Origin of the sequence: Faecalibacterium sp. I3-3-33 (assembly GCF_023347295.1) — a bacterium.
Taxonomy (GTDB): domain Bacteria; phylum Bacillota; class Clostridia; order Oscillospirales; family Ruminococcaceae; genus Faecalibacterium.
Genome location: NZ_CP094469.1, coordinates 1,423,725 through 1,446,337 on the forward strand (window position 1 = coordinate 1,423,725; position 22,613 = coordinate 1,446,337).

At 62.3% G+C, this 22,613-nt stretch carries 22 protein-coding genes and 1 riboswitch; of the genes, 2 read left to right on the plus strand and 20 right to left on the minus strand.

What is annotated here, in order from left to right:
- Positions 1-108: 108 nt before the first annotated feature.
- The 20 genes from MTP39_RS06835 to MTP39_RS06930 all read right to left on the minus strand — a co-directional run bounded on the left by MTP39_RS06835 (position 109) and on the right by MTP39_RS06930 (position 19,609).
- Positions 109-783 (minus strand): precorrin-8X methylmutase, encoded by a 675-nt coding sequence (locus MTP39_RS06835; protein WP_249241968.1) that lies wholly within the window; start codon positions 781-783, stop codon positions 109-111.
- Positions 780-2,276, minus strand: a complete 1,497-nt coding sequence (locus MTP39_RS06840; protein ID WP_249241969.1) for a cobyric acid synthase — start codon at positions 2,274-2,276, stop codon at positions 780-782. The genes MTP39_RS06835 and MTP39_RS06840 overlap by 4 nt, the downstream gene beginning before the upstream one ends.
- Positions 2,273-3,325, minus strand: a complete 1,053-nt coding sequence (gene cobD, locus MTP39_RS06845; RefSeq protein WP_442899419.1) for a threonine-phosphate decarboxylase CobD — start codon at positions 3,323-3,325, stop codon at positions 2,273-2,275. Before cobD ends, MTP39_RS06840 begins: the two co-directional genes overlap by 4 nt.
- Entirely contained in the window at positions 3,322-4,272 is a 951-nt protein-coding gene (gene cbiB / locus MTP39_RS06850) for an adenosylcobinamide-phosphate synthase CbiB (RefSeq protein WP_249241970.1), read from the minus strand. Before cbiB ends, cobD begins: the two co-directional genes overlap by 4 nt.
- A complete protein-coding gene (locus tag MTP39_RS06855) occupies positions 4,269-4,868 on the minus strand; it encodes a histidine phosphatase family protein (RefSeq protein ID WP_249241971.1) in 600 nt (199 codons plus the stop codon). Before MTP39_RS06855 ends, cbiB begins: the two co-directional genes overlap by 4 nt.
- Positions 4,862-5,188: a bifunctional adenosylcobinamide kinase/adenosylcobinamide-phosphate guanylyltransferase gene (locus tag MTP39_RS06860; RefSeq protein WP_249241972.1), complete on the minus strand. Its 327-nt coding sequence runs from the start codon at positions 5,186-5,188 to the stop codon at positions 4,862-4,864. Before MTP39_RS06860 ends, MTP39_RS06855 begins: the two co-directional genes overlap by 7 nt.
- Positions 5,185-5,937 carry an adenosylcobinamide-GDP ribazoletransferase gene (locus MTP39_RS06865; protein ID WP_249241973.1) on the minus strand — a complete coding sequence of 251 codons (753 nt, stop codon included), beginning with the start codon at positions 5,935-5,937 and terminating at the stop codon, positions 5,185-5,187. The genes MTP39_RS06860 and MTP39_RS06865 overlap by 4 nt, the downstream gene beginning before the upstream one ends.
- Positions 5,934-6,455: a bifunctional adenosylcobinamide kinase/adenosylcobinamide-phosphate guanylyltransferase gene (locus MTP39_RS06870; RefSeq protein WP_249241974.1), complete on the minus strand. Its 522-nt coding sequence runs from the start codon at positions 6,453-6,455 to the stop codon at positions 5,934-5,936. The genes MTP39_RS06865 and MTP39_RS06870 overlap by 4 nt, the downstream gene beginning before the upstream one ends.
- Entirely contained in the window at positions 6,449-7,513 is a 1,065-nt protein-coding gene (gene cobT, locus MTP39_RS06875; RefSeq protein ID WP_249241975.1) for a nicotinate-nucleotide--dimethylbenzimidazole phosphoribosyltransferase, read from the minus strand. Before cobT ends, MTP39_RS06870 begins: the two co-directional genes overlap by 7 nt.
- Before the next feature lie 5 nt (positions 7,514-7,518).
- Positions 7,519-8,859, minus strand: a complete 1,341-nt coding sequence (locus MTP39_RS06880) for a cobyrinate a,c-diamide synthase (protein WP_249241976.1) — start codon at positions 8,857-8,859, stop codon at positions 7,519-7,521.
- Positions 8,856-10,052, minus strand: a complete 1,197-nt coding sequence (gene cbiE, locus MTP39_RS06885; protein ID WP_249241977.1) for a precorrin-6y C5,15-methyltransferase (decarboxylating) subunit CbiE — start codon at positions 10,050-10,052, stop codon at positions 8,856-8,858. The genes MTP39_RS06880 and cbiE overlap by 4 nt, the downstream gene beginning before the upstream one ends.
- Complete coding sequence (gene cobK, locus MTP39_RS06890) at positions 10,049-10,786, minus strand: precorrin-6A reductase (protein ID WP_249241978.1); 738 nt, start codon at positions 10,784-10,786, stop codon at positions 10,049-10,051. The genes cbiE and cobK overlap by 4 nt, the downstream gene beginning before the upstream one ends.
- Positions 10,783-11,550: a precorrin-3B C(17)-methyltransferase gene (cobJ, locus tag MTP39_RS06895; RefSeq protein ID WP_249241979.1), complete on the minus strand. Its 768-nt coding sequence runs from the start codon at positions 11,548-11,550 to the stop codon at positions 10,783-10,785. Before cobJ ends, cobK begins: the two co-directional genes overlap by 4 nt.
- Positions 11,543-12,541, minus strand: coding sequence for a cobalt-precorrin 5A hydrolase (locus tag MTP39_RS06900; protein ID WP_249241980.1), 999 nt, complete (start codon positions 12,539-12,541; stop codon positions 11,543-11,545). The genes cobJ and MTP39_RS06900 overlap by 8 nt, the downstream gene beginning before the upstream one ends.
- Positions 12,538-13,296 (minus strand): precorrin-4 C(11)-methyltransferase, encoded by a 759-nt coding sequence (gene cobM, locus MTP39_RS06905; protein ID WP_249241981.1) that lies wholly within the window; start codon positions 13,294-13,296, stop codon positions 12,538-12,540. The genes MTP39_RS06900 and cobM overlap by 4 nt, the downstream gene beginning before the upstream one ends.
- A gap of 5 nt (positions 13,297-13,301) precedes the next feature.
- Positions 13,302-15,215, minus strand: a complete 1,914-nt coding sequence (gene cbiD / locus MTP39_RS06910) for a cobalt-precorrin-5B (C(1))-methyltransferase CbiD (protein WP_249241982.1) — start codon at positions 15,213-15,215, stop codon at positions 13,302-13,304.
- The gene (locus MTP39_RS06915) at positions 15,212-16,228 is read right to left on the minus strand and encodes a FecCD family ABC transporter permease (protein WP_249241983.1); all 1,017 of its coding nucleotides are present in this window, start codon (positions 16,226-16,228) and stop codon (positions 15,212-15,214) included. Before MTP39_RS06915 ends, cbiD begins: the two co-directional genes overlap by 4 nt.
- Positions 16,229-16,238: 10 nt before the next feature.
- Complete coding sequence (locus tag MTP39_RS06920; protein WP_249241984.1) at positions 16,239-17,381, minus strand: ABC transporter substrate-binding protein; 1,143 nt, start codon at positions 17,379-17,381, stop codon at positions 16,239-16,241.
- A gap of 6 nt (positions 17,382-17,387) precedes the next feature.
- Complete coding sequence (locus MTP39_RS06925; protein ID WP_249241985.1) at positions 17,388-18,230, minus strand: iron transporter; 843 nt, start codon at positions 18,228-18,230, stop codon at positions 17,388-17,390.
- 143 nt (positions 18,231-18,373) lie between these two features.
- Complete coding sequence (locus MTP39_RS06930; RefSeq protein ID WP_249241986.1) at positions 18,374-19,609, minus strand: sirohydrochlorin cobaltochelatase; 1,236 nt, start codon at positions 19,607-19,609, stop codon at positions 18,374-18,376.
- Between the two features lie 331 nt (positions 19,610-19,940).
- A riboswitch (cobalamin riboswitch) is annotated at positions 19,941-20,163 on the minus strand.
- Between the two features lie 118 nt (positions 20,164-20,281).
- On the opposite strand from MTP39_RS06930, the gene MTP39_RS06935 reads away from it, so the two are divergent.
- Together MTP39_RS06935 and MTP39_RS06940 are read left to right on the plus strand one after the other, a co-directional pair.
- Positions 20,282-21,001: an ABC transporter ATP-binding protein gene (locus MTP39_RS06935; protein WP_249241987.1), complete on the plus strand. Its 720-nt coding sequence runs from the start codon at positions 20,282-20,284 to the stop codon at positions 20,999-21,001.
- Positions 20,998-22,590 (plus strand): hypothetical protein, encoded by a 1,593-nt coding sequence (locus tag MTP39_RS06940; protein ID WP_249241988.1) that lies wholly within the window; start codon positions 20,998-21,000, stop codon positions 22,588-22,590. Before MTP39_RS06935 ends, MTP39_RS06940 begins: the two co-directional genes overlap by 4 nt.
- Positions 22,591-22,613: the final 23 nt, after the last annotated feature.

Below are 22,613 nucleotides of genomic sequence, written 5' to 3' on the forward strand. Positions count from 1 at the left end.
CTAGTATACCATACCAGCCAATGAAAGAATACCCCTCTAGGGGAGAATTGGCTGAAAAAAGCGTTCAAAGTGCGCCGTAGAGCACTTCAAACGCGAATAATAAAAATATTATTTCCATCCCCGGTCGGTGGGGTCCAGCATCCCGGCGGCGGAATACACCAGCGCGTTGCAGATGGCGGCGGAAACGTTACTGCCGCCCTTACGCCCCATGGCAACAATGGCGGGCACGCCGTGGGCGGTGCACACCTCAAACAGCCGCTCCTTGCTTTCCACCACGTTCACAAAGCCCACCGGCACCCCGATGACCAGCGCAGGGCGCAGCCCGGCGGTTTCGATCAGGTCGGCGATGGTCAGCAGCGCCGTGGGTGCGTTGCCCACCGCAAGGATGGCACCGGGATGCTCGGCGGCGGCTTTTTGCATGGATGCCACCGCCCGGGTGGTGCCGTTTTCTTTTGCCAGCGCGGCCACCTCCGGGTCTGCCATGTAGCACAGTGCCGTGCCGCCCAGCCGTGCAAGCCCCGGCTTTGTAATGCCGGAAAGCGCCATGTTGGTGTCGGTAACGATGGGAGCAGCGGCTTGCAGCGCCGCCACGCCCGCCGCCACCGCGCCGGGGGTAAACCGCAGATTACGGGCGTAGTCGAAATCTGCGGTGGTGTGGATCACCCGCTTGACCACAGCGGCAGTCTCCGGCGGCGGGGTCAGACCCAGTGTGTCCAGCTCTGCGGTGATGATGGAAAGGCTTGTCCGTTCGATATCGGCGGGCAGATGGTGCTGCGGGGTCATACGGTGTTCCTCCCTTCCAGTCCCATGGCGGCGTACAGGGCGTTCATGTCCAGCGCCTTGCGCACGCCGTCCGCCAACAGGTCAAACTGCTGCTGCCGGTACTCCTCCATGGAGAGCAGCGGCGCCTCGGCAGGGGAGATGCCCTTGCGGCTGCACAGCAGCTGCACCAGCTTTTCGGTCAGCTCCCCGGTGTCAAACAGGCCGTGCAGATAAGTGCCCGCCACGTTGCCCTGCACGCAGCCCTCGGCGCTGCCGTCTGCAAGGCGGCAGAAGGGCACACCCTGCACAGTGGTGCGCCCGGTATGGATCTGGTAACCGGTCAGCACTGCCCCTGCCAGCTGCGGCGCGGTGACGGTGGCGGTATCCTGTGTGCGGTGCTTTGCATCCGTAAACACCGTCTGGATGGGCAGCAGCCCCAGCCCGCGCACGGTCTGGCTGCGTCCGCTCTCAGTGCCCTCGGGGTCGGCAAGGGTCTCGCCCAACATCTGGTAGCCGCCGCACACGCCCAGCACCGGCGTGCCGGAAGCTGCCAGTTTCTGCACCGCAGCTTCCAGCCCGCACTGCCGCAGCCAGAGCAGGTCGTCTATGGTGTTTTTAGTGCCCGGCAGAATGACCACATCCGGTGCGCCCAGCTGCCGGGGGCTTTGCACATACCGCACGCTCAGCAGCGGGTGCTGTTCCAGCGGCATAAAATCTGTAAAATTGGAGATATGCGGCAGCCGCAGAATGGCAGCGTCCAGCGGCTTGACAGCGGTGTTGCTTTCCAGCCGGGAGGAGAGGGAGTCCTCGTCCTCGATATCCACCCGCAGGTAGGGCACAACGCCCAGCACGGGCAGATGGGTCTTTTCCTCCAGCATGGTAAGGCCTGGCTTCAGGATGGCGGCATCGCCCCGGAACTTGTTGATGACCAGCCCTTTGATGCGTGCCCGCTCGGCGGGCTCCAGCAGTTCTACCGTGCCGTACAGCTGCGCAAACACGCCGCCCCGGTCGATATCTCCCGCCAGCAGCACCGGAGCATCCACCAGCTTTGCCAGCCCCATATTGACGATATCATCCGCCTTTAAATTGATCTCTGCCGGGCTGCCTGCGCCCTCAATAACGATGATGTCCACCTCTTTGGCCAGACTGTTATACGCGGCTAAAATGTCCGGGATCAGGCTCTTTTTCAGCTTGAAGTAGGCGGCTGCGGGCATCTGTCCGCGTACCTCGCCGTTCACGATGACCTGGCTGCCCACATCGCTGCTGGGTTTGAGCAGAATGGGGTTCATGCGCACATCCGGTTCCATGCCGGCGGCCTGTGCCTGCACCACCTGTGCCCGGCCCATCTCTAGCCCGTCCCGGGTGACAAAGCTGTTCAGCGCCATGTTCTGGCTTTTAAAGGGGGCTACCCGGTAGCCGTCCTGTGCAAAAATACGGCACAGCGCGGTGCATAGCAGGCTTTTGCCTGCTCCGCTCATCGTGCCCTGTACCATGATACATTTTGCCCGGCTCATGCAAGCACCTCCTGTAAGGCTTTTAAAAGCTGCTGATTTTCCGGCGCGGTGCGCACGGCGGTACGGTACCAGCTGCCGTCTAACCCGGGGTAATTGCCACAGCTGCGCAGCACGATGCCGCGCTGCCGCAGGCTGTCGCTCAGTGTTTCCGATGCCTGAAACAGTAGATAATTCGCACTGCCATGCAGCACCCGCAGCCCCAGTGCACGCAAACCATCCCGCAAAACAGGACGCTGCTCTGCAATCAATTCTTGCACCCGTGCTACATAGGCGGTCTCGTCCAGCGCCGCCAGCCCCGCCGCCTGTGCAAGGCTGGAAACTGCCCACGGTTGCCCGGCAGTCTGCATTTTGTCCAGTAGGGCGATGTTGCTGCACAGGCAGTAGCCCAGCCGCACCCCGGCCATGCCGTACAGCTTTGTAAAGGCTTTCAGGATGATAAGGTTCTGGCTTGCCAGCAGCTTTTTGGCAGACAGTGCTTCGCTTTCCGGCAAAAAGTCCAGAAAGCACTCATCCACCACCAACAGCGCACTGCAAGCCTCGCAACGGCGCACCAGCGCCTCCACCAGTGCTAGCGGCGTCAGCTGCCCGGTAGGGTTATTGGGCTGGCAGAGGAATACCATGTCGGTGTCCTCGTCCACAGCGGAAACAAAGGCTTCCGTCACTGCGAAATCTTCGTTCTCGCGCAGAAAATGCCGCCGGACGGTGCAGCCAGCCGTTTCCAGCGCGGCGGCATATTCCGCAAAGGTAGGGGCGGGCAGCAGCGCGGTGCGGGGCTTTGCCGCCCACACCAGCCGGAAGATGAGGTCTGCCGCGCCGTTGCCGCAAAGGATCTGCTCTGCAGGCACCTTCTCGTGCACTGCCAGCTTTGCCCGCAGAGCGCGGCAGAGGGGGTCGGGGTAGCGGTCTGCGGTGGTAAGCGCGGCGGTGATGGCCTTTGCCACCCCCTCCGGCAGTCCCAGCGGGCTGACATTGGCCGAAAAGTCCAGCGCGTCCTGTCCGTACTGCGCCCGGTAACCCGCCCAGTCGCCGCCATGTACAAGCTGCATCATAAAATACCTCGTATCACCAGCCCAAGCGCCAGCGCCAGCAGGCTTTCAGCGTACATCATGCGGTCCGCGCGGCGGATATCCTCCGGCTCAATGGGACGCACGGCATCGCCGATGGTGGGCTTTTTGTAGTATTCACCAAAATAGTAGGCAGGCCCCGCCAGCTGCACGTTCAGTGCACCGGCGCAGGCGCTCTCGGTCTGGGCGCTGTTGGGGCTGGCATGGTTGCGGCGGTCCCGCCGCCAGATGCGCCACGCGCTGCGGGCATCGTTTCCGGTCAGAGCGGCAGCGACTACCCACAGCAGGGCGGCAATGCGGCTGGGCAGGTAGTTTGCAACATCGTCCAGTTTTGCCGCCGCACGGCCAAAATAGAGATACTGCGTGTTTTTGTAGCCCACCATGCTGTCCATGGTGTTGATAGCTTTATAAGTCAGCGCCAGCGGAGCGCCGCCCAGCAGCATATAGAACAGCGGCGCAATCACGCCGTCGCTGGCGTTTTCGGCAACCGTTTCCACAGCGGCCTTGGTCACGCCCTCGGCGGTCAATGCCTGCGTATCCCGCCCCACGATGCGGCTCACGGCAGTGCGGGCAGCGGGCAGGTCGGGCTTTGTCAGCTCCCGGTAAACGTTCATGCTCTCCTGCACAAGCCCCTTTGCCGCCAGTGCCTGTCCGCACCAGAACATCTGCACTGCCAGCCCCAGCAGCGGGTGCAGGGCAGCGGCTCCAATGCAGACAAGGCTCGTAAGCGCAAAGGTGCCCACCGGCAGACATAAAGCTAGAATGCGCCCGCCCCAAAGCTCACCTTCCGGCGTTTTGGGCAGACGGGCGCGCAGCCCTTTTTCCAGCACAGAGATGGCCTTGCCCATGTACACTACCGGGTGCGGCAGCCACGCGGGGTCGCCGAAAATGGCGTCCAGCACAAAACCGCCCAGTACCGCGTAGCCGATCATGCCTGCGCCTCCTTTGTGTACTGCACGGTCTTTAAAAGATGCAGCACCCGCTTTGCCGCCCAGTCCCGTGCATCCAGCACAAAACCGCCGGCGTTGGGAGCGCACCATTCGTAATAATCCTTGTGGGGCAGGGCATAGCGTTCCATGGCAGCCATTTGGGTGCCGCCGTGGGCTAAGATGACCAGCATCTCCTCGCCGTCCGCAAGGGCTTTATCCACCAGTGCGGAAAAGGCGGCGCAAATGCGCTCACAAAATGCGGCCTTGGTCTCGCCGTCCGGGCAGGGACTTTCGCAGTTGGCGGCTACCCATGCAAGATAGTCCGGGTCGTGCTCCATCTCGATATAATTTCTCCCCTCAAAGCTGCCAAAGCACATCTCCTTCAGCCCGTCTATTTCTACAAGCTTTGCCCCCGGGAACAGCACCTCAGCAGTCTGCCGGGTGCGGCAAAGGGGAGTGATGTACACGGTCTTGGGGGAAATGTCCGCCCGGCACAGCATTGCACGCCCGGCGGCAGAAAGCGGGATATCCCGCTGCCCCTGATAGCGCTTTTCGGCGTTGTATTCGGTCAGCCCGTGACGTAATAAATAGATCAGCATTCCGGCAATTCTCCTTTCAAAACGGTGGGGATGCCGCAGAACATCTGCACCACGCACGCAGCGCGTGCCGCCAGCATACAGGCCAGCCGCCCGGCGTTTTCCCGCGCGGCACGCTCGGCGGGGTCTATGGGCACCACACCGCCGCCCACCTCGGTGGACAGCACGATATCATAAGCGGATAATTTGTCCGCGAGTTTCTCAAGTTCAGCGTTATTTTTGCACCCGGCGGCAAGCTGCTGCGCATCCGCGATGCAGCGGCCGGGCAGGGTGCGGGCAAAGGTGCGCTTGCCGCTGTACAGCGGCCCGGTGATCAAGATCATAACAGCCCTCCCCATTGGCAGGCGCACAGCGCCGCCAGCATCCACAGCTCAGTCTTTTGCAAAAACCACCCGGCCAAATCGCCGGTAATGCCGCCCAGCTGCTGTACGGCTACATGGTGATACCACAAAAACAGCAAAATTGCAACTGCTGCCAGTGCCCCGCCGCCCAAAGCAAGCAGCGCCCCGCAAAGCAGCACCGTCAGCACGGCAAGCAGGTTGCGCACGGTGGTGCGGTCGGCGGCAGTTGCAAAAGTGTGGGCAAGGCCGGTATTTTTCGCCATGGGAAAAGCAGCCACCGCAAGGCCGGAAAGCGCCCGCTCCAGCACCAGCGCCAGCGTCCACAGTGCGCCCACCCGGGGCGTGAACTGCACGCAGGCGGCAAGGCAGAGATAAGCCGCAAAATAGCTGCACAGCCGGATAACGGCAAAGGCGCCGCAGTGCGGATCCTTTAAAATTTCCAGCTTCTTTTCCCGGTCGCCGTAGCTGGCAAGGGCGTCACAGGTGTCGGCGTAGCCGTCCAGATGGATGCCGCCGGTCACCCACACCGGCACAAGGCAAAACCCTGCCGCCTGCGCCGGGGCAGGCAGGGGCAGCACCCCGCACACGCACCACAGCGCCCCGCATAAAAGCCCTACCAGCGGGAAGGCGCACAGCGCATACCGCATATTCTTTTCGTTCCACGCAAACTGCGGCACCGGCACCGCCGAAAACATGGCAAAGGCCACCGCAATGGTCTGCAAAACGATCATTTTTCCACTCCTTTATAATACACAGGAATGCCACACACCACCCGCACCACGGCGTCTGCCCGGGCGGCAAGGGCGTTGTTCACCCGCGCCAGCGCCAGCAAATAGCGGTCGGTGTCCCCAACATAGTCCGCGCCGCCGCTGAACACCTCGTTGGAGACAACGATCAAATTTTCGCACTGCGCGGCAAGGGCGTCCAGCCCCTGCAAAATGTGCTCGGCGGCGGCATCACCAGCCCCGGCGGGGTCGTACAGCTCGTTGGCGGTCAGGTTGCCCAAGTCCTCCAGCAGCGCTGTGCCCCGGCGCGGCAGATGCACAGCATCCAGATACAGCGGGCACTCGATGGTCTTAAACTGTTTTGCAGCGCGCATTTTGCGGTGCTTTTCCACCCGGGCAGCGCACTCGGCATCCCACACCTGCATGGTTGCCAGGTAGTACCGCGGCAAAGCACTGCACAGCACAAGGGCTTCAGCGTATTCGCTTTTGCCGCTGGCAGCACCGCCCAGCACCAGCGTCAGCATTGGGGTGTATACGGCGCAATGCCGCCCTCCGCAAAGGAATAGCACCCCTCGTACACTGCCAGCGCCATGTCCCACAGCGGGATGCTGGCCACTGCGCCGGTACCCTCGCCCAGATGCAGCCCGGCGGTAAGCAGGGGCGTTTTGCCCAGCGCTTCCAGTACCAGCCGGGCGGCAGGCTCTGTGGAGCAGTGGCTGGCAAACACGGCCTTTGCCGCTGCCGGGCACAGCCGCACGGCGCCCAGCGCCGCCACCCCGCTGATGAAACCATCCATCAGCACGGGCACACCCGCCAGTGCCCCGCCCAGAAACATCCCGCACAGCCCGGCGATATCAAAGCCGCCCAGCTTGCTCAGTACGTCCAAGGCGTCATCAGGGTCGGGACTGTTGCAGGCAATGCCCCTGCGGATGGCATCCACCTTGCGGGTAAGCCCTGCATCGGAAAGCCCCGCACCACGCCCGGTCATAGTCTGCACCGGCTGTGCCAGCAGCACGGCAGCCACGGCGCTGGAGGTGGTAGTGTTGCCAATGCCCATCTCGCCGGTAGCCACCAGCCCGTAGCCCTCGGCGGCAAGCTGCCGGGTCAGGGCGATGCCCCGGCCAATGGCCTCCACCGCCTCGGCGCGTGTCATGGCGGGGCCTTTGGTAAAGTCCGCAGTTCCGGCGGCAATGCGGCAGTCCCGCACGCCGGGCACCGGCGCACCGGCAATGCCCATATCCACCGGCAGCACATCGCAGTGCGCCGCCTGCGCCATCCGGCAGACGCTGGTGCGCCGCGCGGCAAGGTTTTCGGCTACGGTGCGGGTCACGCTCTGGTCGGTCTGGCTTACGCCCTGCGCCACCACGCCATTGTCCGCGCAGAGCACCGCCACCGCCCGGCGGGAAAAATCAAACTGCGCCGTGCCGGTAAGTGCGGCGGCATCCTCCAGCATCGTCTCCAGTGCACCCAGCCCGCCCAAGGGTTTGGCAAGGCTTGCCCAGTGGGCATGGGCGGCGGCGCGGGCGGCTTCGTCCGGCGGGGTGATGGCAGCAAGCAGCTGCATCAGTTCAGCTTCGGTCATTTTCGTCATCCTTTGTGTTTTAAAAAGTGCTGCGCTGCTTGTACAAAGCGGCGGGGCAGGGCAGTGCCCGCCCAGTAAAGATGCGGGAAACCGGCATACAAATGCGCGTTTGCAAAGCCGCATTTCCACTGCCTTTTTTCGGTTTTGCGCACAGAAAAGTCTGCGCCATTCTCGGAGGAATCCCAGTGGTGGAATTCATGGATGGGCAGCGCTTCTCCGGTGCGGAAAAGCATACTGTCGGCCTTTGCCGTCATAGCGGCATAGCCAAAGCGCACCAGCCGCCCGGCGTTGTGCCCGCTGCCCGGCAGCGCACCCGCCATGGGGTAAACCTTGCCGTCCGTGCCCTCCAACGCCTGCCCTAGGTACAGAAAGCCGCCGCACTCGGCAGCGGTGGGCAGACCCTCTTGCACAGCGTCCCGGATGGCAGCACGCAGGGCGCAGTTCTCGCTCAGCTGCCGGGCGTACAGCTCCGGGTAGCCCCCGGGCAGGTACAGCCCGCTGATATTTTCCGGCAGGGCGGCATCCCGCAGCGGGCTGAAAAACACAAGCTCTGCACCCGCGTCCCGCAAGGCATCCAGCGTTTCGGCGTAGGCAAAGCAGAAGGCTTCATCCTGCGCCACAGCAATGCGGACGGTGGGTGCGCACGGTGCGGCAAGCTGCGGCGCAGCTGGGGCAGGGCAGTCGGTCAGCGCCGCCAGCTGTGCCCAGTCCAGCACAAGAGCATCAGCTAATCGCCCCAGTTTTTGCTGTAAGTCTACGATCTCCCCGGCGGTTTTCAGCCCGAGGTGGCGGCTCTCGATGGCGCACCCCGGCAGATGGGGCAGATACCCCACCACCGGCAACCCGGTCTCGGCTTCCAGCATCGGCCGCAGCGTTTTGTATAAAGAATCAGAGCAATCATTGAGTAATAGGCCCGCGATATGGCTGGGCGTGCGGAACTGCAAAAGCCCCCGCAGCTCGGCGGCAAGGGTGATGCTTGCCCCTTTGGGCTGCACCACCAGCAGCACCGGCAGGGCAAGCGTGTCGGCCAGTTCCCATGCACTTGCGCGTGTGGTCAGCCCCTGCCCATCGTAAAAGCCCATGGCACCCTCGCATACGGCAGCGCCGTGCCCGGTGGCGTAGCGGGCGTAAAGTGTGTGCACCGTATCCGGGGCAGAGAGGTAGAGATCTAAGTTGTGGCTTTCTACCCCTAGCGCGCTGCGGTGGAACATGGGGTCGATGTAGTCCGGCCCGCACTTGAAGGCACAGGGATCAGCCCCGCGCCGCTGCAAGGCGGTAAGCACAGCACAGGTAACGGTGGTCTTGCCGCTGCCGGAGCGCGGCGCGGCGATGAGAAACTGCATCATGTCCGTGTCCCCGTAATGAGAAACACTGGGTTATTGGCCATCAGCAGGTGCAGACTGCCCGCCGCTTTTGTGCGGCTGACCGCAATCTGGGTCACCTCGGCAGAAAGCCCGTGTGCAGTCAGAGCAGCCACGGCTGTGCTGAGCGTTTCCAGCGCAATGGCGGCGATGCACAGCTGCGCGTCTGGATTTTTGTGCAGCACAACGTCTATAACGGCGTCCATATTGCCCTTTGTGCCGCCGATGAATACAGCATCCGGGGCGGGCAGCGCGTCCAATGCTTCGGGTGCTTTGCCCTCGATCAGGGTTAGATTATAAGCTGCGAATTTCTCCCGGTTTTTCTGGATAAGTATACAGGCCTCCGGGTCGCACTCCACGGCATATACCTGCCCGGCAGGGGCGGCAAGCGCCAGCTCCACGCTCACGCTGCCGGTGCCCGCGCCCACGTCCCATAGGGTATCCGTGGGGGTAACTGCCAGCTTTGCCAGCGCGGCGGCGCGCACCTCCTGTTTTGTCATAGGCACAGCGCCCCGGATAAAAGCATCGTCCGGCAGGCCGGGGGTGCGGCGGGGCGGCAAGGCTTCCCGCTCGATGAGTAGCACGCTCAGCGGTGCGAAGCTTTGCGCTGCCAGCTCCCGGGCAAGGCCAAACCGGATGGTTTCCACCGGCGTGCCAAGGTTTTCGCCCACAAGGGCGTGGGCAGCGCCCAGCCCGGAGGCGGTCAGCTTGGCGCACAGCGTGGCAGGGCTATCCCCGCCGCCGGTGAGGAAAAACACCTGCGGATGCGTCAAAACCTCAGCCACCGGGTCGCAGGTACGGCCATGTGCCGACACCAGTTTCCAGTCCTGCCAAGGGCGTCCCACAGCGGCGGCTAAAAGCTGCACACTGGAAAGCCCGGGCAGCACCCGGACAGAGTATCCCATAGCCCGCAGCAGGGGTAACAGCTTTGCCGCACCGGAGTAAAACCCGGTGTCGCCGCTGTACAAAACAGCGGTGTCGGTATCTGGCTGTGCGGCAAGACAGGCAAGAATTTCCTCGGATTTATACACGGCTTTGCAGTTATCAGTGCACCCCACCGGTAAATGCTCCAGCAGGCGCTTTGCCCCAAGAATGAGCCCTGCGCCTTGCAGCGCAGCCAGCCCCTGTGCGGTCAGGTTTTCCGGGCAGCCGGAGCCCATTCCGATCAGAGAGATCATACCAGAACCTCCTTGCAGCGTGCCAGAATTTGTGCAGCAGTTTGTCCGTTTTCAGCCGGGCGGCGCACCACGATCAGCTGTGCGCCGGTGTCCTGCGCGGCCTGTGCCTTTTCGGCAAAGCCGCCCACAGCACCGCCGTCCTTTGTGACTAGATACCGGATGGAGAATTGCTTCATCAGGGCGCAGTTCAGCGCATAACTGAAAGGCCCCTGCATGGCAATGATATTCTTGTGCGGAATACCAGCAGCCTCGCAGGCGGCAATGCCTTCCCGCGTGGGCAGCACCCGGGGAAATAGCCGCTCCGGGCCGAGTGCCGCAAAAGCGGCAAGCTCTTTCGCACCGGTGGCCAGCAGCACATTGCCACGGCATCCGGCCAGAAACGCGGCGGCGTGGGCAGCGGTGGCAAACACCATGCTCCCGGCAGGCAGCGGGCTTTCTGCCCGCAGCAGCCGGTGGTATTCCACTCTGGCTGCTGCACACGCTGCCCGGATGTTTTTGGTGGCGTCCACCGCGTAGGGGTGGGTGGCGTCCACGCACAAGGCAGCGCCCTGCAAAAGGGCGGCCATTTCTTCGGTGGTCAGCCGCCCGCAGTGCACGGTGATGCCGTCCGCTTCGCCCTGCTCCTCCGCACCCAGCGGAGTGGCTACGCTGACCAGCACCTCTGCGCCCAGCGCAGCCAGCTGCCGGGAGAACACCCGTCCCTCGGTCGTGCCGCTGAAAACCACTGCCTTCATCTGCGGTACCCCCGCGGGGTGACCATTCTGCTGCCCAGCTGCTTTGTGGCGGCGTTGCCGATGTACACGGTGGTAAACATATCTGCCGCAGTGCGTTCCAGCTGCGCAAGGGTCAGGACGCGGGCGGTCTGCCCCTCCCGGCCGATGTTGCGCACGATGCCGCAGACGGTATCGGCGCTTTTGCCGTTTTCCAGCAGGATGCGCACCGCCTTTGCCAGATAGTCCGGCCTGCCTTTGGAGGATGGATTGTACAGCGCAACGCAGAAATCCCCCATGGCGGCACAGGCCAGCCTCTTTTCGATGACCTCCCACGGGGTCAGCCGGTCGGAAAGGGAAATGACGCAGAAATCGTGCGCCAGCGGCGCGCCCAGTACCGCCCCGCCGCTGAGGGCAGCGGTCAGTCCGGGTACGACTTCCACGGCAACGTCCGGGTAGTCCGGGGCCAACTCCAGCAGGGGACTTGCCATGCCGTACACCCCGGCATCGCCGGAGCAGACCAGCGCCACCCGCTTGCCGGTGCGTGCTTTTTCCAGCGCCCAGCGGCAGCGGTCAAGCTCCTGCGTCATGCCGGTGGCATAGTATTCCTCGCAGGGGAATTCATCGCGGATGAGGTCAAGATAGACCTTATACCCGCAGATAGCGTCAACGCTTTCCAGTGTGTTCGCAGCCTGCTGGGTCATATAAAAAGGCTCGCCGGGGCCAATCCCCACGACATAAACTACCTTCTCAGGACGGTCGATGTCAATTTCCATCACGTCAATCATTCTGCCACCTCCAGTCCGGGGCAAAGGGCCTGCATGCCAGCGCAAAGGTCACGCCGTTGCAGGCAAATTTCGGGTAAAATAAGCTGCCGTCTGCGTCCAGTACCGCCGCCCGTTCGCAGACGTTATCCACCCCGGTCACGCTCTTTACAAAAGGGGAGGGGGTGAACTGCCCGGGCACACTGCACAGCTGTGCGGCAGAGTAAAAACGCACCGGCCAGCCGTGCGCCTGACAAAAGGCCAGCAAGCCCGGTTCGTTCTTCTTCAGGTCGATGCTTGCAGCGGCGGTAACTGCCTGCGCAGCAAAGCCGTACCGGGCGCAGAAGGCAGCAAAGGCAGCATCCAGTGTGTCAGCGCTAGTGCCCCGCTTGCAGCCGATGCCCAGCACCCCGATACGCGGCACAAGATGCAGTGCCTGCCCGGTGGGGCAAAGGGTGAGTGCAAAGTCGGCTTTTTCCTGGGTATCAGCGGGGAATAACCCTGCGGGCACAGTGCCTGTTACCGGGATATCAGTCCGGTAATGTACCGGCTGTCCGGCCAGTAATTTGCCGCTGACCAGCTTGATGCGCCCCGGCTCCAGCACTATGCAGTTTTGGTGCTTTGCCCACTCGTCCACCGCAAAAATGCCGTGGGCATCGGTGGCGGTGGTGATCACCGGCACCGCACCGCATACAGCAGCAATGGCCCGCGCCAGATCGTTCGCGCCGCCCAGATGCCCGGACAAAATGGGCACGGCAAACCGCCCGCATTCATCCACCACCACCACAGCCGGGTCGGTGGTCTTGCTCTTGCAGTGGGGCGCGATAGCCCGCACTGCAATGCCCGCTGCGCCTACAAATATCAGTGCATCCGACTGCACAAACTGCGTGCTTGTCCATTCGGCAAGAGAAGCGCCATCCTGCCCGCACCGGGCAACGCTGCCGGGCAGGGCATCGGCAAGGCGTTTTGCCAGCGCAAGACCGGTATCCGTAAAGGCAAGGTAGGCGCGGGTCATACCGGCTCTCCTTTGCGGAACTCGGTGGTAAAGGCAGGGTCATACAGCTTGCTCCGCTCGTACTGCGTGCCGAGAAAATCTCCCACCACGATAAGCGCCGTCTTGGTAATGCCCGCTGCGCGGGTGCTCTCAGCTAAAGAACCGACCGTGCACCGTACGATTTTTTCTTCCGGCCAGCTGGCCTTGTACACTACGGCAGCGGGGGTGTCCGGTGTGTACGCACCCTGCAAAAGCGCTGCCTGCACCTTATCGATCAGCCCGATGGACAGGAAAATCACCATGGTCGCGCCGTGTGCGGCAAGGCTTGCCAGCCTTTCCCGCTCCGGTACCGGGGTGCGTCCCTCCATGCGGGTGATGATGACCGTCTGGCTGACCGTTGGCAGGGTGTACTCGGCGTTCAGCGCGGCGGCAGCGCCGCAAAAACTGGAAACACCGGGGGTATCATCGTAACAAATACCGTCTGCATCCAGCGCATCCATCTGTTCCCGGATCGCACCGTACAGGCAGGGGTCGCCGGTGTGCAGACGCACGGTGGTTTTGCCGGCGGCTTCCATCCGGCGCATCACGTCCAGCACCTGTTCCAGTGTCATCTCGGCGCTGTTATAGATAGTACAGCCGGGCTTTGCCAGCCCAAGCAGCGCCGGGTTGACCAGACTGCCTGCATAAATAATGCAGTCTGCGGCCTGTAAAAATGCTGCGCCGCGCTGGGTGATTAGATCCGGTGCGCCGGGCCCGGCGCCCACAAAATGTACCATGTGCATTACTCCTTCCATTCGTCTAACAGGCGGGCGGCAGTCTCGGTCTGTCCCAGCGGGCCGTGCTGGTTTGAAAACAGCACCGCGCCCACCCGGAACGCCCCGCCCGCGCGGCGGTCGAGATGCAGCTGGATGGCGGCAAGCAGGCTTTGCAGCACCGGCTCCCGCAGCCCGGCAGCATCCAGAATTTCCAGACAGGCATCCGTGGTGGCTGCATTGTACAGCGCGGTGCAAACCTCCCGGTCAGCACCGCACAGGGCGGCGTGGGTGCAAAACAGCTCCGTGCGGCAATCTGCCGTGTGGGAGTGGGTGTTCATAATGCCGCCTGCCAGCTTGCACAGCTTGCCGACATGTCCCACCAGCAGCACCTGCTCAAAGTGTGCCGCTGCTGCCATATCCAGCGTATCTCCGATAAAGTTGGATGTCTTGACCACCGGGATATCAGCAAACTGCGGGTAGGCTTCGTGCAGATAGTCCAGCCCGTAGTTGCCCGGGGCAAGAATGAGCCGCCGGTGGTCGTTTGCCCGCAGCGCCGCCTGATTCATCTCCAGCTGGATGGTATCCAGAATGGCCTGCTGGCTCATAGGCTCCACGATACCGCTGGTGCCCAGCACCGACAGCCCGCCCTCCACCCCGATATGCGGGTTGAAGGTGCGCCGAGCCACCTCCTCGCCGCCGGGGATGGAGATGGTCACGGCAAAACCGCCGGGATAACAGGCGGCTTCTGCCTCCCGGCGTAGCGCCTCGGTGATCATCTGCCGGGGCACATGGTTGATGGCGGCTTGCCCGACCGGCTGGTCCAGCCCGGGCTTTGTCACCCGGCCAACCCCTGCACCGCCGGTAATGCGCACCTCCGGCGTGCCGGGCAGCAACATCACCGTGGCGGTCACCGGCAGACCGGTGGTCACGTCCACATCGTCGCCGCCGTCCTTTTCAATGGCGCATTCCGCGCCATCGGCAGCGGTGCGGCAGAACAGGGGAGCCACCTCCACCACGATGCCTTTTGGCGTGCGCAGAGCGACTGTTTCCGGCGCAGTGCCGGTCAGCAGCAGCCGGGCAGCCCCGGCAGCGGCCAGCGCCGCGCAGGTGCCGGTGGTGTAGCCGCAGCGCAGCAGCTTTTGCCCGCTGCGCACATAGTGCTCAAATTGGGGCTTTTCCGGCTTTGGTGGGCCAAAAACAGCGCTGTACTGTTCCTCGGTCAGGCCGTAGAGCGCTTTGATATTTTCCCGGGCAAAGGCCTGCGCCGGGGGCATGGGGGCGGAGACGCCGTGCGGCGAAACGCAAACTACCGCGTCCGCGATCTTCTGTGCCATGTCCAGCTCGTGCAGGGTGACGATGACCGCAAGCTGCTGCTCATGCGCCAGTTTTTGCAGGATAGTCAGCAGCTCTATCTTGCCTTTTACATCTAAAAATGACGTGGGCTCATCCAGCAAAAGCACCTGCGGCTGCTGACAGACTGCCCGCGCCAGCAAAATGCGCTGCCGCTGCCCGTCGCTGACGCAGTTGAAGTCGCGGTCGGCCAGATGCGCCGCGCCCACCAGCTCCAGCGCGCTCTGTACCTGTTTTTTGTCCTCGGCAGAAAGGATGCCCAGCCGCCCGGTGTAGGGAATGCGCCCTGCCGCCGCAAACTCAAAGCAAGTAGTCAGCTCGGTGCGGCGGGTGTGGGGCAGCATCAGCGCCAGTTTTTGCGCCCGTGCGTTGCCGGGGATGCGGGCAAGCTCCTGCCCGTCCAGCAGTACTGCGCCGCCTAAAGGGGAAAGTTGCCCGGCCAAGGTCTTGAGCAGGGTGGATTTGCCCGCGCCGTTCGGGCCGATGAGCGCTAGTACCTGCCCTTTTGCAGCGCCCAGCGCGATATCCCGCGCAAGGGCAGCTTTGCCGTAGCCGATGGCAAGGGCATTGGTTTCAACGGAGTTTTTCATCGCACACCCTCCCGGTTGCGGCGCAGCAACAGCCCAATGACCACCGGTGCACCAAATACAGCGGTGACCGCGCTGATGGAAAGCTCCATGGGCGCAAACAGGCTGCGGGCGATCAGATCACACAGCAGGCAGAACGCCGCCCCGCCCAGGCAGCACCCGGGCAGCACATACAGCGGGCGGGCGCTGCCCAGCAGCTGCTTGACAAGGTGCGGCACCGCGATGCCCACAAAGGAGATGGGCCCCGCAAAGGCGGTAACACAGGCGGCCAGCAAACTGGAAAGCAGCACCAGCAGGCGGGAGAAACGCCGCACATCCACGCCCACGCTGCGGGCGTAGGCTTCACCCATCTGGTAAGCTGCCATGGGCTTTGCAAGGCAGAAAGCCGCCGCCAGCGCGGGCAGCACCACCAGTGCCGCCGTGCGCACGTTGCCCCACGTCATGCCGGAAAAGCTGCCCTGCGACCAGTTGTGCAGGTTGACGATGCTGCTATCCTGCGCAAAGGCCACCACAAACTCGGTGATGGCAGAGCAGATGTAACCGATCATCACGCCGCATATTACAAGGATGCTCATGCGCTGCACCCGGCGGGCAGCAGCCAGCACAAAGGCCATAGCTGCCATAGCGCCCGCAAAGGCTGCAAGGATCAGCACGGCAGAGCTGGTCAGCAGACCGTAGTTCAAAAAAAGCACCATCACCAACGCCACCGCCAGCTTTGCTCCGCTGGAAATGCCCATGACAAAGGGGCCGGCAATGGGGTTGGCAAAAAAGGTCTGCAACAAGTAGCCTGCCGCCGAAAGTGCAGCGCCCAGCAACGCGGCCATCACCGCGCGGGGCAGGCGCAGCTGGGTGATGATGCCTACGCTCAGCGCGTCCTGTCCGCGGCCGGTCAGGGCGGCAAGCACAGCCTGCGGGGTAAGTGCAACGCTGCCCCAGAACAGGCTTACGGCAAATAGCACCGCCAGCAGCAGGGCAAGGCAGCAGTAAGATAAAACAAGGCGTTTGCGGCTGGTCATAAGCGGCTCCTCAGGTGATCTTAGTCAAAAAATGCAGGGTGTCGGGGTCGGCAGTCTCTCCGGTAAAAACGGCATGGAGATCCAGCATAAAATCTGCCAGCGCCATGCTCTGCTGGAAGAAGCTGGGTGTGGTGCACCAGATGTCCCCATTTTGCACCGCCTTGCACTCTGCCAGCAACGCGCAGCGGGCAAGCAGTTCTTCCTTGGTGGAGATCGTGCCCTCGATGGTGCCGTTATAGATGAGCACATCGGCGTCCTTGATCCCGGCGTAAAGATCCTCCAATGGGATATTCATCGTAGAAAGATTGTTGCCACTGTCGGCAAGGTCTGCAAAAACATATTCGCCCCCGGCCATGCCGATCATCTGCGCCACATAGTCTCCACTTTTGCGCACGGTGGCAAGGCCGCTGGAAGTAATGGAGAAAAACGCGCAGCGTTTGCCGGTAGAGGGTTGCTTCAGCAGCGGCGCAATGCGCTGCGCCTGCCGGGCGAACACTTCCTCGGCAAGGGTTTCTTTGCCCAGCAAGATGCCATACAGCTTGATCCATTCCATTCGCGCCAGCGGGCTGCTCTCGTAGCTGGAACGCTCTACCAGCACCGGAATGCCGAACCGCTCCAGCTGTTCCTTCACTTCCGGGGTGTGGTAGATCATGGTGTTTTCCACCGCAAGGCCGCATTCTGCGGTCAGGATGCGCTCATAGTCCGGGGCGCTGTACTTGCCCGCGTAGGCGATGCGCCCGGACTGCATGGCCTGCTTGGCCTCGTCCAGATACCAGCCCTCGGCGCGTGTGCCGGAAAGGGCAATGCTGTCCAGCGCGTCCAGATGGAGAAATAAGTCCATGGCAGAGGTGGACACCAGATAGATGTTCTGCACCGGCTGCTGCAAAACAGTCACGCCCTCTGGTACGGTGCGCAGAGTGGCGGCGCCCTCCGGCCGGACAAGGAACTTTGCCTGTGTGTCCGGGATGGTCAGCAGGGTAGAGCCGTCCGCATAACAGTCAGCGGTGAACTGGGTGGCGTAGTCCAGCGGATAGGCGTGGTCGAACACCAGCTCGTCCGTATCAGCTGGTGCAGTGGGCGCGGCAGCGCAGCCTGCAAGCACCAGTGTTGCGGCGGGCAGTGCCTTTAAAAATTGAGCGCGGGTCAGCTTCATGGAAGGTTACTCCAAGGTAAAGGTCAGGGTGTATTCGATCTCGTGGGGCTTGCTCATGGCTACGGTGTCGGCGGTAACAGCCAGCGGGGTGCCCAGAGCGGCTACGGGAATTTCAAAGGTAGAGTTGCCCTCGGTGTTGGTGGGCAGATACTTCTCGCCGTCCACGATCATGTAGTCGTAGTTGGGGCTGCTCCACACGATGGTAGCGGTCATCTTACCGTCTGCCACGGTCAGAGCAGCAGGGCTTTCCACGGTAGCGCGGCCGGAGCCGCCCTCCAGCACCACGGCGGCGGTGTATGCACCATCTGCGGGGGTCTCGGCGGCCTGTTCCGTCTTAGGCTCGGCATTGCGCACGCTGACGATATGGTCGTACCACTTGCCCTTGGTGCCCAGCAATGCCAGCTGGAAGTCAGTGTCCAGCGCTTCCACCGGGATGTCGTAGCCGTACACCTCCTCGGTGGTGCCGTCTGCGTAGGTAACGGTGTCCACGGTGGGGATGAGCCACGCGGTCTTGTTGGCCTCGGCATCGGCGGCAAGGCCGGGGTAGAGGTTCACGATCTTTTTGGAAGCCAGACTGACGTGGAAGGTCATCACGCCGTTTTCCACGGTCAAAGTACCCTTTCCGTTGCAGGCCTCGCTGGTGTGGAACATACTGCTGTCGGTCTCAAAATCAGCGGCGTATACGCCATCCGGCAGGGCAGCCTCTGCCACAGCAGAGGAAACCGCTACAGAAGAAGCAACAGAGCTTGCCGCAGCGGAGGAGGCGGGAGCAGCCCCGCCGCAGCCTGCCAGAGAAGCAGCCAGCACCACACCGGCCAGAGAAACGATGATAAACTGTTTGCAGCGCATAAATAAGTACCTCAGTATCCTAAATTTTTGCCCGGCGTCTAAGCTGCCGGGGTAGGGGCACGTTCTCCTCGTGCGGGGAATGCACCCATAAAAGAAAGCCCTCTCCGTATGCTTGGCAGCGCCGGAGAGGGCTTCTGAATCCATTAGCCGTTCAGAAGATCCATAGCGGCCTTGGTATGTGCAATGTACAGCTGCTGGATATCCGCAATGCGGCCCAGACCGGAGATCTGGCAGTCCACATTTTCAAAGCAGCCTGCGGCGGTAAACTGGCTCAGCCAGCTGTCGGCGTCCTCACCAGCCATGTCGTTGTTGGCGTGGTCGCCTGCTACCACCATCAGCGGGCGCAGGATGACCTTGGTGTAACCGGCAGCCTTCACGGCCTCGATGACGGCCTCGCAGGAGGTGTCCTCGGGCTCGCCCTCCACCGTGCCGATGAATACGTTGTCGTAGCCCAAGGTCTGCATGGTGGTCTGCATCTGGCTGTAACTCACCTTGGCGGTGTGGCTAGTGCCGTGACCCATAAAGACGAAAGCAGTCTTATCGGCAGCGGCAGCAGCGGCGCTGTCGTAACCGGCTTCCTTCACAGCGGCAGCGGTAACGGCCTTGGCAACAGCTTCCTTGTCTGCATTGATGACGGAAGCATCTGCGCCGACCTCGCCCAGCAGGGGCTCGGCCACAGCGATGCTCTCAAACTTATCGCGGTACTGGTCCAGCATCTCGTTCATCTCGTCGTACTCGGCACCGTGCATCAGATGGGTGGGCTGCACGATCAGGTTCTTCACGCCGTTTGCCACAGCGCGGTCCAGTGCCTGCTGCATATTGTCGATCTTTTCGCCATCGCGTGCCTGCACATGGTTGATGATGATCTGTGCGGTAAAGGCGCGGCGCACGCTCCAGTCGGGGTAAGCGGCCTGCAAAGCGTCCTCAATGCCCTTGATGTCAGCAGCGCGGCTGTCGTTGAAGGAGGTGCCGAAGGACACCACCAGCAGCTCGTTCTCGCCGATCTCATCGGCGTTGCGGGCATCGTCCTTGGAAGCATCGCCGGTGTCGCGGCCAAAGTAGTCGGGGTCGGCGTTCTCGCCCTCCACCAGCTCCTTCTGGGCATCGGTCAAAGCGTCCCAAGCGGCCTTTGCGGCTTCGCACTGGGCGTCGGTGTCGTCGGTGCGCTGCTGTACATAGATGGCATCGATCAGGTCTGCCACGTTCTGTGCAGCCAGTGCGTCAGCGTCTGCGCCGGAAGCTTCGCTGCTGGCGGCAGAACTGGCAGCAACAGAGGAAGCCGTGCTGGAGGCAGCCCCGCCGCAGCCGGTCAGTACACCGGCGCACAGAGCCAGAGCGGTCAGAGCGGCCGCCGTTTTGCGGATGTTGCGTTTTCTCATTTTGTTTTCCTTTCCTGATATGGGTAAAATACGGCACCGAACAGAAGGGTACAGGAAAGAGAAGCTAGGGTGTGTCTGAAAACAAAGAAAATGACGAATATTTCGCAAGCACAAGCGGGATTTAAGGCAAATAGCCGCAGGAATCCTTTGTGGATTTCAAGGCTGTTTAACGCAAAATCCAGCTGTGCTTGTAGAAATAGACTAAATTTTCGACTTTTCAGATACACCTGAAAAAACGGGGCCTTCTGCTTGCGAAATGGCAAAGCAAAAAGACCCCGTATCTTACAGGCTTTTTGGTACAACCAATTCCTCGTGATCTGGGACGGCAAAGCCCCGGTACCAACAGCGGGCAGGTTTCCTGACTGAAAGTTCAACGCCCGCTGCCGCCTTCCCAAGCCGGATGGCTCAGTGACCGGTGCGAAAGCACCCTGACAGTGGACTCCCTTATCACAGTGACGAGATCGTGCGGGATTTGCACCCGCTTCCCTTTTAACATTCCTGCCGCCGCCCGGTGGGGCAAAGTGACGGAACGCACCTGCTGTTTTCTGTTCAGTTCGTCAAAAAGTATAGCACAGCCCCATACAAAACGCAAGAAAAAACGGAGAAATGCTTGACCTTCCCCCCGCCGGAAGGTGTATACTTGGCTCGAAACCGAAAGCAAGGAGGCAGCCCATGTTAAAAATAGAGCATCTGACCAAAACCTACGGCGGAAAGCCCGCCGTGCAGGACCTTTGTCTGCACATCCGCCCGGGGGAACTGTGCGCCTTTATCGGCCACAACGGCGCGGGCAAGACCACTACCTTAAAATGCTGCTGCGGCATCCAGCAATTCGATGCCGGCGAAATTTATGTGGACGGCATTTCCGTGCGAGACGACCCGCTGGAATGCAAGCGCCGCTTAGCCTACCTGCCGGACGACCCGCAGCTTTACGATTATATGACCGGCATCCAGTACCTTGATTTTATTGCGGATGTTTTTGGCGTAAGCGCGGCACAGCGGGCGCAGCGCATCCGGCAGTACGGCGATGCCTTTGGCCTGACGCAGGACTTGGCACAGTCCATTGGGGCATACTCCCACGGCATGAAGCAGAAGCTTGCCATCATTGCGGCGCTGCTGCACGAGCCGAAGCTGATTTTAATGGACGAGCCTTTTGTCGGGCTGGATCCGCTGGCCTCCCATCAACTCAAGACCCAGATGAAAGCCTTCTGTGCGCAGGGCGGGGCGATCTTCTTCTCCACCCATGTGCTGGAGGTGGCCGAAAAACTCTGTGACCGGGTAGCCATTCTGCGCAAAGGTCAGCTGGTGCGCGAGGGTGCCATGGAGCAGGTGCGCGGCGATGACACGTTGGAAGAGGTCTTTCTGGAGCTGGAGGATACGGGGGGAGCGCTATGATCCGTGCATTGCTCAAAAAACAGCTTCTGGAGCTGTGCGCAGCCTTTGTGCGCAGCAGCAAAACTGGCAAGCGGCGCTCCCGGGTAGAAGCCCTTGGCTACGCACTGCTGTTTACGGTGCTGATCCTGCTGGTCATGCTCAGCTTTGGCTCGATGGCATTGCCTCTGGCAGTGACGCTGGTGCCGCAGGGGCTGAACTGGCTCTATTTTGTGCTGATGGAGCTTTCGGCGCTGACGGTCAGTGTGCTGGCCAGCGCCTTTACCAGCTACGGGCATTTGTTCCGCTGCCGGGATAACCAGCAGCTGCTGGCGCTGCCCATCCCGCCGGGCGCTATTTTTGCGGTGCGCTGCGGCGGGGTGTACCTGACCGGGCTGATTTATCTGCTGCTGGCGTGGGTGCCCTCGGTGGTCTGCTATGCGCTGGCAGCACCCCGCCCCGGCGGAGCCCTGCTGGCGGCGCTGCCGGTGGCGTTGGCACTGGCGGGGGTCTCCATGGTGCTGGCCGTTCTGCTGGGCTGGGCGGTGGCGCTGCTCAACCGCCGCGCCCGGCACAAAAGTCTTGTTACAGTGGTGGGTACGCTGCTCTTTCTGGCGGCCTACTATGCAGCGTTCTGCTGGGTGGGCGACGCAGTGGATGCTCTTGCGCTGGACGCCGTACAGGCGGGCGCTGCGGCAAGCCGTGCCGCTGCACCGCTGCGTCTGCTGGGCTTGGCCGCAGTGGGCGATATTCCGGCACTGCTGCTGTTGCTGGTGCTGGCTGCGGCCTGTGTGCTGCTCTGCGGCAAGGTGCTGGCAAAGCCGTATCTGCGGCTGTTGACCCTTGAACCGGGCAGAGCCAAAACGGTATACCGCGCAAAGGCGCAAAAAAAGCAGTCCCCGCGCCGGGCATTACTGCGGCGGGAACTGCTGCATCTGGGGGCTTGCCCCATGTGGCTGCTCAACTGCGCATTAAGCAGTCTGCTGCTGCCGGTGCTGGGCGCAGCAGCGCTGTGGAAGGCCGCAGATCTGCGCGCCTTTACCGCTGTTTACCCGCCCGAGAGTCTGCCCATGCTGTTGTGCGGGGCGGTGTGCGCCGCAGCTGCCATGAACTTCATCACAGCACCGTCGGTGTCGCTGGAGGGCGGCACCCTTTGGCTGCTGCAAAGCCTGCCGGTGACCCCGCAGCAGGTGCTGCGGGCAAAGATAGAACTGCAACTGCTGCTTACGCTGCCGGGGGCGTGGCTGTGCGCCGGGTGCGCCATGGCGGCGCTGCGCATTCCGGCAGGGCAGGGACTGCCGGTGCTGGCTGTGCTGGCAGCCTTTGTGTGGCTGACAGCGCAGCTTGGGCTTGCTTTGGGGTTGTGCCTGCCCAACCTCCACTGGGTCAGCGAAGCCGCCGTGGTCAAGCGGAGCGCCGCCAGTATGCTGGCCATGTTCGGCGGGTGGCTACTGGCGGGCGGGGTGCTGTTTTTGCCCCTGAGCCTGCTGGACTACGCTGTGCCGCCGCTGGCAGCACAGGCTGTTAGTCTGGCTGTGCTGCTGGGGCTGGATTTACTGCTGCACCGCTGGCTGTGCACCCGCGGCGCAGCCCGGTTTTCCACTCTGCACTGAGGGGGAAAACTTTATTAGAGCAA

Coding starts and splice junctions, on each gene's coding strand:
- MTP39_RS06935 (WP_249241987.1), top strand. CDS start 20,282: ATGTTAAAAATAGAGCATCTGACCAAAACCTACGGCGGAAAGCCCGCC.
- MTP39_RS06900 (WP_249241980.1), bottom strand. CDS start 12,541: ATGACCCGCGCCTACCTTGCCTTTACGGATACCGGTCTTGCGCTGGCA.
- MTP39_RS06840 (WP_249241969.1), bottom strand. CDS start 2,276: ATGAGCCGGGCAAAATGTATCATGGTACAGGGCACGATGAGCGGAGCA.
- MTP39_RS06925 (WP_249241985.1), bottom strand. CDS start 18,230: ATGCGCTGCAAACAGTTTATCATCGTTTCTCTGGCCGGTGTGGTGCTG.
- MTP39_RS06880 (WP_249241976.1), bottom strand. CDS start 8,859: ATGATGCAGTTTCTCATCGCCGCGCCGCGCTCCGGCAGCGGCAAGACC.
- MTP39_RS06915 (WP_249241983.1), bottom strand. CDS start 16,228: ATGACCAGCCGCAAACGCCTTGTTTTATCTTACTGCTGCCTTGCCCTG.
- cobT (WP_249241975.1), bottom strand. CDS start 7,513: ATGACCGAAGCTGAACTGATGCAGCTGCTTGCTGCCATCACCCCGCCG.
- cbiB (WP_249241970.1), bottom strand. CDS start 4,272: ATGATCGGCTACGCGGTACTGGGCGGTTTTGTGCTGGACGCCATTTTC.
- MTP39_RS06930 (WP_249241986.1), bottom strand. CDS start 19,609: ATGAGAAAACGCAACATCCGCAAAACGGCGGCCGCTCTGACCGCTCTG.
- cbiD (WP_249241982.1), bottom strand. CDS start 15,215: ATGAAAAACTCCGTTGAAACCAATGCCCTTGCCATCGGCTACGGCAAA.
- MTP39_RS06920 (WP_249241984.1), bottom strand. CDS start 17,381: ATGAAGCTGACCCGCGCTCAATTTTTAAAGGCACTGCCCGCCGCAACA.
- cobD (WP_442899419.1), bottom strand. CDS start 3,325: ATGATGCAGCTTGTACATGGCGGCGACTGGGCGGGTTACCGGGCGCAG.
- MTP39_RS06940 (WP_249241988.1), top strand. CDS start 20,998: ATGATCCGTGCATTGCTCAAAAAACAGCTTCTGGAGCTGTGCGCAGCC.
- cobJ (WP_249241979.1), bottom strand. CDS start 11,550: ATGATTGACGTGATGGAAATTGACATCGACCGTCCTGAGAAGGTAGTT.
- MTP39_RS06855 (WP_249241971.1), bottom strand. CDS start 4,868: ATGCTGATCTATTTATTACGTCACGGGCTGACCGAATACAACGCCGAA.
- MTP39_RS06870 (WP_249241974.1), bottom strand. CDS start 6,455: ATGCTGACGCTGGTGCTGGGCGGTGCTGCCAGCGGCAAAAGCGAATAC.
- MTP39_RS06835 (WP_249241968.1), bottom strand. CDS start 783: ATGACCCCGCAGCACCATCTGCCCGCCGATATCGAACGGACAAGCCTT.
- cbiE (WP_249241977.1), bottom strand. CDS start 10,052: ATGATCTCTCTGATCGGAATGGGCTCCGGCTGCCCGGAAAACCTGACC.
- MTP39_RS06865 (WP_249241973.1), bottom strand. CDS start 5,937: ATGATCGTTTTGCAGACCATTGCGGTGGCCTTTGCCATGTTTTCGGCG.
- MTP39_RS06860 (WP_249241972.1), bottom strand. CDS start 5,188: ATGATCTTGATCACCGGGCCGCTGTACAGCGGCAAGCGCACCTTTGCC.
- cobM (WP_249241981.1), bottom strand. CDS start 13,296: ATGGTACATTTTGTGGGCGCCGGGCCCGGCGCACCGGATCTAATCACC.
- cobK (WP_249241978.1), bottom strand. CDS start 10,786: ATGAAGGCAGTGGTTTTCAGCGGCACGACCGAGGGACGGGTGTTCTCC.